The following is an 11,916-nucleotide window of genomic DNA, read 5'->3' on the forward strand; positions in this document are numbered from 1 at the left end:
GCCGACATTTGGCCGGCACGGCGCCGCCCCGTGATTTTGGTATCCCCGGAATTGCGGCGGTGAAATCATGCACGTTCCGCAGCAGCATGGTTAGCAAGTAGGGCAGGCTCCGTGACGGTCAGCGCGCCCGGCAACTGAGGTCATGAAAACGACCACGCGCTCTTCAGCAGCGCCACGAGTTCGCTCTGACGGCTGGTTTCGGTTTTGCGGAAGATTCGCTCGAGATAGGTGCGGGCCGATTTGACGGCGATGCCGATTTCCATCGCCGCCTCCTGCACCGAACGGCCGGAGGCCAGCTCGACTGCGAGCCGGGCTTCCGCCGGCGTCAGGTCGAACAGGCCTGAAAGGACATTGGGCGACGGAACAGTGGCGCCGGTACCGACCGTGGTTGCGACAACGAGTACATCCGCACCCGAAAAAATATCGTGCGCGGCGCGGCGCAGCGGCAACAGCTGAACGACCAGCGCGGGCCGCCGTTTGGTGGCCGCAACCGGGATGGACCGCACGACGCGGTTATCCTGGTTCTGCGCGATGGCCTGCTGGAAAAGCGCGTTTGCAGTTTGATCGGCAATCGCCATGCCGCCATGGGCTGTGGGAAGGAAGACGTCGGCCATGTCTTCGAAAAACGGATTGGCCGTCAGCGCGCGGCCCGATCCACTCATGATTGCAGCTGGCAGCCCGATTTCGCCGAGAATGGATACGGCGGTGCTGGCCCGTTCCCGACCCAGGCGCCCGGCGACAAGGCCGGCCCGCGCGAGATGCGGACGCAGTCCGTTCAACAGATCGATTGCGGCCTGGTCATAACTCCCGTCCTTCAGCCAGCGCTGGAAGACAAAAACGACAAGCTCGCCGCCAGGCATGGCGATGGCTGTGCATAGATGCGGCCCGATGCCAAACGCGGTGGCACCTTTGCGAACGGGATCGCGCTCGATCTCCTCGCAGCTGATGAAATCATCGACCCGCACAAAGCTTGCTGGCTGCGTGGCGCACATGCGCTTCACGCTCTCGGAAAACCGCCAAGTATCCGTCTTCATGAACTCATCGAGCAAGGGCTGGACATGCGTTTCGGTGATGGCGCGCACCGGCGAATGATCGCTGACTACAAAGATCGCGCCGTTTGCCGAGCGGGAGATCGCGCTTGCCGCCGCCAATACCTCGGACCACAGCTCGGCCGCGAACGCCGCTTCGTAGATAAAATCGACAATGGCGAAGGCCTGCTGGTCCCGCGGCAGTTCCAGCATCGGCATCTTCCTGGGCGAAGCAACGGCATCCATCTGCACGGTTCCATGCATCATTCCGCTGCGAAAACTTTCGCCGCCCGCCGCTTACGGATCGCTTACGGCATCGCAGCGCCGGTGCTGCAGCGGGACAGGCCGGCAGCCCGCCCGGCCGGCAAAGCGCGGTCGACGGTCGCAGCTGGGCGCCTTTCCGCGTGGTTTTTGATCGCATTACCCGATTGTGAATTCGGGCCGGGTTGAAGCGTCACCCCAAAAAGGCCATGCTTTGCCTGGAAAAGATCGAGTCTACGGCGATCCCGCTGACGCGGGCATGGCTTCGACTGAAAGGGATACGATGCGGCAAGGATGTGCGCGCTGGCTGACAGGGCTGGCAATTGTGACGGGCATGGCGGTCTCCGGTCTGCCCGCCTACGCCAAAGAGACCACCGAGCCAGTCAATATCACGTCGTTCTCGGGGGCCTATCTTGCCGCGCGGGTCGCCGAAGGCGACAATGATCTCGACAGCGCCATCGCCTACTACAAGCAGGCGCTCGCCTTCGCTCCCGGTGATACCTCGTTGCAGCAAAGCCTGATGCTGTCGCTGATCGCGCAGGGGCGCTTCGAAGAATCCCTGGTCTATGCTGACAAACTCAAGACGGTTCCCGACGTCGAGCGGTTCTCGCGCCTGGCGCTGGCCGTCGGCGCCTTTCACAAGAAGGACTTTTCCAAGGCCGAATACTGGCTCAAGCTTTCGCTCGAATCCGATCTCGACCGCCTGATCTCCGGCGTCATGACCGGTTGGGCCAAGCAGGGCGCCGGCGACCCCGGCGAGGCCATGGCCTCCATCGACAGACTGCAGGGCCCGGACTGGTTCGGCCTCTTCAAATCCTTCCATCGCGCGCTTATCGCCGATGCCTCGGGCCTGCCCGAAAAGGCGGATGCGATCTACGCCGCCACCTTGCAGGACACCGCGACCGGCGCCGCAGCGCCCGAAACCTGGATGCGCAATGCGCAGGCCTATGCCTCCTTCCTTGCCCGCAAGGGCGACAAGGACAAGGCGCTGTCCGTGCTCGATCAGGCCGAGGCATTTGCACCCGGCAAGGTCGAGATATCAGCGCTCCGCGACAGGATCACCAAGGGCGAGAAGATCGAGCCCTTCGTTGCCGGCCCGTCCGACGGCGCCTCGGAAATCCTGCTCAATCTCGCCACCGCGCTCAATCGCGGCGGCGGCGAGCCGTTCGTCCGCCTCTATCTGCAATATGCCCTGGCACTGAGGCCCGACAGCGACGCGGCCCTCGTCCAGCTCGCCGCCGTTTCGGAGCAGTTGAAGGACGGCGAGGGCGCCATCGCCTTCTATCGCCGCATCCCGGCCAGTTCGCCGCTGAAGACGCTGTCGGAACTGCAGCTCGGCCTCAACCTTGCCGATCTCGACCGCTATGACGAGGCCATCGCTCATCTTAAGGCACTCGTCGAAGCGCGTTCCGACGACATGCGCGCCTATCAGGCGCTCGGTGGCGTCTACGCCTCGAAGGAGGATTTCCGCTCCGCGGCCGATCTCTACGACAAGGCGGTGGCGATGCTGAAGGCCCCGACCCGCGCCGACTGGAACATTTTCTACCAGCGCGGCATCGCCTATGAGCGACTGAAGGAGTGGCCGAAGGCCGAGCCGAATTTCCGCAAGGCGCTGGAACTGTTCCCCGACCAGCCGCAGGTTCTGAACTATCTTGGCTATTCCTGGGTGGACATGAACATCAACCTCAGCGAAGGCCTTGAGATGATCCAGAAGGCCGTCGATCTCAGGCCGAGCGACGGCTACATCGTCGATTCGCTGGGCTGGGCCTATTTCCGCCTTGGCCGGTTCGACGATGCGGTGCGCGAATTGGAACGTGCCGTTTCGTTGAAGCCGGAAGATCCGGTGCTCAACGATCACCTCGGCGATGCCTATTGGCGCGTCGGCCGCAAATTGGAAGCCACCTTCCAGTGGAACCAGGCCCGCGACCTGAAGCCGGATCCCGGCGTGCTCGCCGCCTTGCAGCAGAAACTGCTGAAGGGCCTGCCGCCGATCGAATCCAACACGGCGCAGGAAACCCCGAAGGTCAAGCCCGAACCGGCGACTGCGCCGAAGGGCTGAATACTTCTGAATTCGATTGTGCGGGGCTCGTCGCCGCTGTCGCTAAGGGTCTGACTATAAGCCATGCTAATCGTGCGCGGTGCCGAGCACCGCTCGAAGCCCTGAGTCGTTCTGGCGGAGATGTTCCTCGATCCATCGGGTCGTACGGTCGTAGGCATCCGAAAACAACTCGGAATGCCGACTCCAATCCATGAAGCTGATCGTGTTCGGAACCTCCGGACAGACCAGGATATCCTCTTCGCCGACGGCAATGTCCTGTGGCCGGTGTGCCAGCATGCTCGAGGCAATGACCTGAAGCATGCTGGGAACCCGAGGCAAGCGTGCACGACCGAAAGGGTTCAGCAAGGCCAATGCCAGTTCGGAAGCTCCGGGGATGCGGTCATAGTCTATGTCGTACTTCTGCCGTGCACTCGACCCGAAGGTAACGATGACATTGGGTCCGGTCTTGAGCTCCGTCATCTGCTCCAGCGGCAAATTGTTCATGATAGCGCCGTCCACCAGCATATCGCCGTCATCTGTAAAGAACGGCGGCAGGACACCCGGGATGGAGCCGGACGCCCGAACGGCGTGCCAGAGCTTTCCACGACGGTGGACATGGGGCTGACGGCTGCTCAGATTGGTCGAAAGCGCAAAGAATGGAAGCCAAAGATCCTCGATCAGAACGTCGCCGTATTCCAGCCGAAGGGCCCGATCAAACGCTTTGTGATCCAGAAGCGCGAAATGCGGCAAGGTGGGACGGCGAAACGCCCGGCTCTTGATAAATATGTTGTGGGTGCCTCGGTCGATCTGGTCGGCATCCAAGCCTCTTGCTAAGCCGGCCATCATCGCCGCTCCGGAACTTGTCCCGCCGAGATAGTCGAAGCAAGCGCCCGCCTCAACGAAAGCCTTGTAGACGCCTAAATGAGCGCTGCCGAGGGACCCGCCCCCTGCCGCCACGAAGCCCAATGCCTTGCCCGAAATAAATCGGACCAGGCGCTGGAAATCAGACCCGTCGTCCAGCGCAACATGATGATGCTGGTCAACATAGGGTCGCTCATCGAGCCATGCAGAGGTACCGGAGACCGCAGCCGAGCGATTGTCGTGAATTAGGACAAGCCGACTGGTCGATGGCGGATGGACCGATAGCGTCAGTTCCTCAGACGGGTTCAGGCGAGGCGAGCAGGACGCGTTGGCCAGCAACAGGACGGTATCGGCCTGGCGAATGCAGACTTGGGTCCACTCATTAGGTTCCTCATCGGCAACATAGACGATGAATTGGGCTTCCGCCTCCAGTTCGTTCAACCAGTTAAGGATCGGCTGGTCGTCGATCGGAAGACCTGGGAACTTCGCTTGGATGTCAAGCCGGGAAACGAACCGAGCGCGCGTGGCCGCGTCGAACGCTTGCCGCAGGTGCTGGATGAGCACCGGTGAGATGCGACTTCCGCCGGCGGCAATGATCGCAAGCGTTCGGATCTTGGCAGGTTCCTTGAGACGCGACGAACTCGGAGATTGGGTGGCAAACCGGCGCGCCAGAAATACCGTGACCGCCTCTCTCAGGCTCGGCAATGTCTCGGCCGCCTTCTCGAAATTATTGCGACCGATTTCAAGGACGATCGAATCGCGCGCTGCAAGGACAGTGGCCGTGCGGGGTAGTCCCGCGAAGAAACCGATTTCACCGATGAGTTCACCCTGTGCGATCTCCGCGACCAAGCCAGTCGAATCTCCTTTGTGTACCGTAAAGCGTCCAGACAGCACGATGAAAAACCTGTCCGAGGCATCGCCTTCGCGAACCAGAACCTCACCGCGTCTCAGGACCCGACGGTCGGATTCGGCAGCTAAAGCCTCGAGCGCCAGCAACGACGCCCGATCGAACATCAATGTTGCCGACAATAAACTCGCTGCAAGAGAATCGACAGAGGACATCTGAGCCATCCCTTGGGAATCCATGACTTTGTCTCCTCGAGGGTGCTGGACGCCTGCCGAATGATACCACACATATGAGCCGCCGAACGGCTGCGGCGCGGGACTGACCGCTGGGCGCTCTCATCTCTGGCTCCCAGCAAGGGCACGATCAGGCCGCCACGCCGCTCTCGGCGCCCTCTTTTGGGGCCGGGAAATTCACTTGAGCCCACACCGCGAACCTGCTCGCTTGCCTGCCTGCTATTTTGTTTGCCAGCGCAATCTCGTCGTGTGGACCCGGGCCACGGTAAGTGTGAACCTGGAAGTAGCTAAACGTCCCTGCCACCTCGGCGGCCCAGGAAAAGAGCTAGCAAAAACGTCCGTTGGGACTTGTTTGAATGAAATCTTATGTCCCTGCCGTTTCAGCGTGTCGACGATTTCATTGAAGCTCATGAAATCACCGACCAAAGGCAGATGCTCGCCGTTTCCTGCCTCATCCGGGTGTCCGAATGCGCCGGCCACGATGTCGCCGAGTTCGGTGATGTCGCCCATGTGAATGCAACGTACGTCCGGATCAATGGGAAGAGCCCAGCCCGGGTTTGCCGTGAAGGTTTCGGCCCCGGCCACAACCGCAAGCAAGGAGAGCAGCAGGATTTCGTCCAGCGGATAAATGACCTTGCTACATTGCCGTGGATCCGGCAAATCAGCAAATGATCCAGAAAAACAACGCCCTCTAGTATCGCCTCGTCCGCTGCAGCCATTCCCCCCGAATCTCCCAACCGAAACAATTGGGGACCCACAGATTCAGCACTTGCGCCGTATGTCACGCGTTAACTCACCCGATTGCCCTGGCTGCGGCCGGCCCCTTGCCTTGACGCTTGCCGGTGGGCGCTCTAGGGAGGGCCGCATCCCCGCCTTTCCCGTCGAGGCCGCCGTGACCATTGATATCCCAGCCCGTATGCATCCCAGCCGCTCGTTCCAGGGGCTGATCCTGACCTTGCATAACTACTGGGCGGACTATGGCTGCGTCGTTCTCCAGCCCTATGACATGGAAGTCGGCGCCGGCACGTTCCACCCGGCGACGACACTGCGCGCGCTGGGGCCAAAGCGCTGGAACGCGGCCTATGTGCAGCCTTCGCGCCGGCCCAAGGACGGGCGCTACGGCGAGAATCCGAACCGGCTGCAGCACTATTACCAGTACCAGGTGATCCTGAAGCCGAACCCGCCTAATCTGCAGGAGCTTTATCTCGGCTCGCTGGCGGCCATCGGCGTCGATCCGCTTCTGCATGACATCCGCTTCGTCGAGGACGACTGGGAAAGCCCGACTCTCGGCGCCTGGGGGCTGGGCTGGGAGTGCTGGTGCGACGGCATGGAAGTGTCGCAGTTCACCTATTTCCAGCAGGTCTGCGGCATTGAATGCGCGCCGGTGGCGGGCGAGCTCACCTACGGGCTGGAGCGGCTGGCCATGTATGTGCAGGGCGTCGACAATGTCTACGACCTCAACTTCAACGGCCGCGAGGGCGCCGACAAGGTGACCTATGGCGACGTCTTCCTGCAGGCCGAGCAGGAATATTCGCGCCACAATTTCGAATTCGCCAACACGGCGATGCTGCTTCGGCATTTCGAGGACGCCGAAGCCGAGTGCAAGGCGCTGCTCGATGCCGGCGCGCCTTTCGCCCCCCTCGAGGGGGAGATGACCGCGAAGCGGGCAGAGGGGGTTGCCTCAGAAGGCACCGCAAGTAAGACGTCGAGCACTGCCAGCGCGACCCCTCCCGGCCAGACTTCGACTGGCCACCCTCCCCTCAAAGGGGAGGGGAACCACCGCCTGGTGTTTCCCGCCTACGACCAGTGCATCAAGGCCAGCCACGTCTTCAACCTGCTCGACGCACGCGGCGTGATTTCAGTCACCGAGCGGCAGAGCTACATCTTGCGGGTGCGTAACTTGGCGAAAGCCTGCGGCGAGGCGTTTTTGCTGACGCAGGCGGGTGGACTGGCGGCTTAGCTCCAGAGGCTATTTGCGATTTCGGCTGAAGCGCTGATTGGCAATACGCCCTGGCCGCTGGAGCCAGCCATTGTCCGCAGCGCTTGTCTAACGCCAGGCATCGCGAACGTGCCATGAGCCTGCGCCGCGAAACAGGCGCTGAGCGCGAGGATCCGGAGGAATGTCGATGCCGTCTTCATGGTCGTTCAGCCAATAGTTCCCTGCCTGAGCGTTGGTCGCTTCAGCGCCGCGTTCGGTTCATGGAAATCTTTGACCCAAGGACGGATGACCCCGCTTCGGCCCGACAGGCAGGGGAATGTTTTTGGAAATCGTCGATAGATGCGCCGATTGCATGGAGGTCGATTGCATGCGGCCGATTGCATGGGGGAAGGGTGACAGCGGCCAGCCGAGTTGCTATGCCGCCTGGACCATTTTGCCGCGTGAGCACAATTTATGCCCGACCTGCTTTTAGAACTCCGTTCGGAAGAGATTCCCGCGCGCATGCAGCGCAAGGCGGCGGGCGACCTGAAGAAGATGATGACGGACGGTTTGGTCGAGGCCGGGCTAACCTATGAGGCGGCGCGCGAATATTGGACGCCGCGCCGGTTGGCGCTCGACATTCGCGGCGTGACCGCGCGCTCGAAGGACAAAAGCGAGGAGATCAAGGGACCCTCGACCAAGGCGCCCGAACAGGCGGTCCAGGGTTTTCTGCGCAAGGCCGGTCTTTCCTCGATCGCCGAGGCGCATGTCCACGCCGATCCGAAGAAGGGCGACTTCTATGTCGCCCATATCTCCAAGTCGGGCCGGTCGGCAGAAGCAATCATCGCCGACCTGGTGCCGGGCATCATTCGCGACTTTCCATGGCCGAAATCGATGCGCTGGGGGCCGGCCTCGGCGAAACCGGGATCCTTGCGCTGGGTGCGGCCGCTGCAGTCCATCCTCTGCACCTTCGGTCCGGAGACCGAGGAGCCGGTGGTCGTCGATTTCGAGATCGACGGCATCCGCTCGGGCAACATCACCTACGGCCATCGTTTTCACGCGCCGGGCGCAATCAGCGTGCGCCGTTTCGACGACTATGCCGCCAAGCTGGAGGCGGCGAAGGTCGTGCTCGACGCCGACCGGCGCAAGCAGATCATTCTTTCCGACGCCAGGAATCTCGCTTTCGCCAACGGGCTCAACCTTGTCGAGGACGAGGGGCTGCTTGAGGAAGTATCAGGCTTGGTTGAGTGGCCGGTCGTGCTGATGGGCGAATTCGAGCAGGACTTTCTCGCCATTCCGGCCGAGGTGATCCGGCTGACCATCCGCGCCAACCAGAAGTGCTTCGTGACGCGACCGCAGGGAGTTGGTGAAGAGCTTTCCAGCCGCTTCATCCTGACCGCCAACATCGAAGCCAGCGACGGCGGCAAAGAGATCGCCCACGGCAATGGCAAGGTGGTGCGCGCCCGCCTCTCCGACGCGCTCTATTTCTGGAAGACCGACCAGGGCGATTTGCCTGATCTCGACCAGTTGCAGGCATCGGCAGAAAAGTTCGGGCTCGATCTCAAGAAGCCGCTCGACCAGCGCATGGCCCGCCTCGACCATCTCGGCGTCACCTTCCACGCCAAGCTCGGCACGCAGGGTGAGCGGGTAGAGCGGATCAAGAGGTTGGCTGAGGAACTGGCGCCGATCGTGGCGAGCGCAATCTCCCCCCTTGAGGGGGAGATGCCAAGTGGCGGCAAGGAGGGCAGGCCAGAGGGGGTCGCTGCGCGTGAAGCACCGGCATTCTCTGTCCATAATAGGGCGTTGCGTCAGGACGTGCCGACCCCCTCTGTCGCCTTCAGCGACATCTCCCCCTCAAGGGGGGAGATTCCCGCGCTCGCACGTCGCGCTGCCGTCCTGGCTAAGGCCGACCTCACCACCGAAGTGATCGGCGAGTTCCCGGAATTGCAGGGCGCCATGGGTCGCAAATACGCGCTGCTGCAGGGAGAGCATCCCTCGGTCGCCGCCGCGATTGAGGAGCACTATAAGCCGCAGGGCCCGTCCGACCGCGTGCCGACCGATTCGGTATCGGTGGCCGTAGCGCTCGCCGACAAGCTCGACATGCTGGTCGGCTTCTGGGCGATTGACGAAAAGCCGACGGGGTCAAAGGATCCCTATGCGCTGAGAAGAGCAGCGCTGGGGGTGATCAGGATCTTGGTCGAGAATGGGGTGAGGCTACCGGTCCAGCGCCAGTTTCTTAACGCACTGTTCGGACTTACCTACAATGGCGGTAATCGTTTTTCGGTGGTCTGGCGAGCGGATGACGGGGGTGATTTCACTACCGGCGTTGGTTCGGCCGATGATCTGCTCAGTGAGCGAGCAGGTTTGTTGTCCTCGGAGGTACACGGCGTAGAACTCCCAGACCATTCTGTTGCTGAGATAGTTGCCGACCTCCTGTCCTTCTTCCACGACCGCCTAAAAGTCTATTTGCGCGACCAGGGCGCCCGGCACGATTTGATAGATGCAGTGTTGGCGGCGGGCTCGCGCCCGATCTCCCCCCTTGAGGGGGAGATGTCGCCGAAGGCGACAGAGGGGGTCGCCGACCCACGCGAGACGACCCCCTCTGCCCTGCCGGGCATCTCCCCCTCAAGGGGGGAGATTGGCCAATCGTCCAACGACGACCTCCTGCAAATCGTTCGTCGCGTCCTAGCCCTTGGCACCTTCCTCGACACCGAGGACGGCAGCAACCTGCTTGCCGGCACCAAGCGCGCGGCCAACATTCTGGCCGCCGAAGAGAAGAAGAAAACGACGATCGCCGAAAATGTTGAGCCGGCTCTATTCCGGGAAGAGGCCGAGAAATCGCTGTTTGCCGCGGTGAATCAGGCCGAGAAGGAAGCCGGCCAAGCGATTCACAACGAAGACTTTTCCGCCGCCATGCTGGCGCTTAGCGCGTTGCGTGAACCGGTTGATTCATTCTTTGAACGCGTTCTCGTGAATGATGAGGACAAGGCCGTGCGCGCTAACCGCCTGGCGTTGCTGGCGCGCATCCGGGCAGCGACCGACCAGGTCGCGGATTTCTCGAAAATCGCCGGCTGAAGCTTGGCAATTCAGGCGAGCGTCGTCGTCCTGGCCGCGAACTTCTATCTGGCCTGATCGATCTCGGGGATGGGCGTTGGTTGCGGTGTTGCGGGCTCAGGCGGGCTGTTCGTTGCCGATATTTTTTTGTCGGATTTGGTGGCCGCCCCGGGCGCTGCGGCAGCAGTTGCCGCGGCAGGTGCGGCGCTGGGAGCAGGCTTTGTGAAGGCGTCACCGACGATGCCGCCGCGAATGATCATCGGGCTTTGCATGAAATCATGCTTGGGCTTGCCCTGGGTCGGGATCGCAGAAACTTCTTCATAGGTGACATCGGGCACTGGTTCGCCGAGCGCCACGATCGATGGCGTGGAGGAGCTCCCAGCCACCTTCACCGGTTCAGGAGCGCCGAGCCTGACGACGGACGGCGTCGAGGATGGCGCACCGGGAACGACGAAGGACGAAGCCTGTGCTGTGCCCGCCGCCAGAGTAAGACCCAGCGCTCCCAGGATACGCACCCAGACCATGATAGCTCCCGTTGCCCAACAGGCCGGCACCATACCGTCCGGAAATTGATGCGGGCTTGCCAGGAAAGCCAGCATTTTAGCGATTGGCCATTCGCTTCCGCCCGGACTTGCCCCGTGAGCGTCACCGTATTACGCACCCACATCTGTATGGTCCCGCATCTGTAAGGTGATGAGAGTGGCTGAGATACTTGCCGCCGGCGAGGCGATGGAGCGGGCGCTGGCGCTGCTCGAAGGCGGCGATGTCGTCGCCATTCCGACCGAAACCGTCTACGGACTGGCGGCCGATGCCACCAATGGTGTTGGCGTGGCGCGCATCTTCGAGGTCAAGGGCCGGCCGCGCTTCAATCCGCTGATCGCCCATGTCGCCGATCTGGCGATGGCTGAGCGCATCGCGCTGTTCGATCCCGTGTCGAAAGGGCTGGCGCAGACATTCTGGCCGGGACCGCTGACGCTGGTGCTGCCGCAGTGGCCCGGCAACGGCATTCATCCGCTGGTCACGGCCGGGCTCGATACGATCGCGCTGCGCATGCCGAAAGGCTTTGGCGGCCAACTGATCGCCAGGCTTGGACGCCCGCTTGCAGCGCCCAGCGCCAATTCCTCAGGCAGGATCAGCGCAACGACAGCCGAGGCAGTGGCCGCCGATTTTGGTCCAAAAATCAAGCTGGTGGTCGATGGCGGCGCGACGTCGGTCGGGCTCGAATCGACAATCGTGAAGATAGAGGGCGGAAAGCTGCGGCTGCTGCGGCCGGGCGGCATTGCCGCCGAAGAGATCGAAGCGGCCGCCGGCATGAAGCTGTGGCGCGGCGCGGCGGGCATCGAGGCGCCGGGCATGCTCGCCTCGCATTACGCGCCGGGTGCTGCGGTGCGGGTCAACGCCGCAAACGTCGCAAAGGGCGAAGCCTTGCTGGCCTTCGGCCCGCGCCGCGCCGAAGGCTGGCAAGGCGCTGCCGCCTTGCGCAACCTATCCGAGACCGGCGACCTGCGCGAGGCAGCAAGCAACCTCTTTGCCCATATGCAGGATCTCGATCGCAGCGGCGCCAAAACAATCGCCGTCGAGCCGATCCCCTCCGACGGGCTGGGCGAGGCGATCAACGACCGGCTTTGGCGCGCCGCCGCCCCTCGTGACAAGATCGATCGAGCACCATAGTTTCC

The 11,916-nt window shown here is 62.4% G+C and carries 7 protein-coding genes and 2 pseudogenes; 5 read left to right on the forward strand and 4 right to left on the reverse strand.

Features of this window, described 5'->3' with window-relative positions; translation table 11 throughout:
* Positions 1-140: 140 nt before the first annotated feature.
* A complete protein-coding gene (locus tag NMG80_RS15340; protein ID WP_254018867.1) occupies positions 141-1,241 on the reverse strand; it encodes a helix-turn-helix transcriptional regulator in 1,101 nt (366 codons plus the stop codon).
* Between the two features lie 331 nt (positions 1,242-1,572).
* Here NMG80_RS15340 and NMG80_RS15345 point away from each other — a divergent pair, with 331 nt between their 5' ends.
* Positions 1,573-3,348 carry a tetratricopeptide repeat protein gene (locus NMG80_RS15345; RefSeq protein ID WP_254018930.1) on the forward strand — a complete coding sequence of 592 codons (1,776 nt, stop codon included), beginning with the start codon at positions 1,573-1,575 and terminating at the stop codon, positions 3,346-3,348.
* Between the two features lie 66 nt (positions 3,349-3,414).
* On the opposite strand, the gene NMG80_RS15350 is transcribed toward NMG80_RS15345, so the two are convergent.
* Positions 3,415-5,250 carry a patatin-like phospholipase family protein gene (locus tag NMG80_RS15350; RefSeq protein WP_254018868.1) on the reverse strand — a complete coding sequence of 612 codons (1,836 nt, stop codon included), beginning with the start codon at positions 5,248-5,250 and terminating at the stop codon, positions 3,415-3,417.
* 237 nt (positions 5,251-5,487) lie between these two features.
* Entirely contained in the window at positions 5,488-5,928 is a 441-nt protein-coding gene (locus NMG80_RS37305; RefSeq protein ID WP_436798618.1) for an NmrA family NAD(P)-binding protein, read from the reverse strand.
* Positions 5,929-6,184: 256 nt separating this feature from the next.
* Here NMG80_RS37305 and NMG80_RS15360 point away from each other — a divergent pair.
* The 3 genes and pseudogenes from NMG80_RS15360 to glyS form a co-directional block, all read left to right on the forward strand.
* A pseudogene (locus NMG80_RS15360) lies at positions 6,185-6,904 on the forward strand (glycine--tRNA ligase subunit alpha); the annotation flags it as partial.
* Positions 6,905-7,045: 141 nt separating this feature from the next.
* Positions 7,046-7,228: pseudogene (locus NMG80_RS37310) on the forward strand (glycine--tRNA ligase subunit alpha); the annotation flags it as partial.
* A gap of 432 nt (positions 7,229-7,660) precedes the next feature.
* Positions 7,661-10,261, forward strand: coding sequence for a glycine--tRNA ligase subunit beta (glyS, locus tag NMG80_RS15365; protein ID WP_254018869.1), 2,601 nt, complete (start codon positions 7,661-7,663; stop codon positions 10,259-10,261).
* Positions 10,262-10,305: 44 nt separating this feature from the next.
* Here glyS and NMG80_RS15370 read toward each other — a convergent pair whose 3' ends face one another.
* Positions 10,306-10,764: a hypothetical protein gene (locus tag NMG80_RS15370; RefSeq protein ID WP_254018870.1), complete on the reverse strand. Its 459-nt coding sequence runs from the start codon at positions 10,762-10,764 to the stop codon at positions 10,306-10,308.
* Positions 10,765-10,939: 175 nt separating this feature from the next.
* On the opposite strand from NMG80_RS15370, the gene NMG80_RS15375 reads away from it, so the two are divergent.
* Complete coding sequence (locus NMG80_RS15375; protein ID WP_254018871.1) at positions 10,940-11,911, forward strand: L-threonylcarbamoyladenylate synthase; 972 nt, start codon at positions 10,940-10,942, stop codon at positions 11,909-11,911.
* Positions 11,912-11,916 lie beyond the last annotated feature (5 nt).

The organism is Mesorhizobium escarrei, from assembly GCF_935825525.1.
Lineage (GTDB): Bacteria > Pseudomonadota > Alphaproteobacteria > Rhizobiales > Rhizobiaceae > Mesorhizobium > Mesorhizobium escarrei.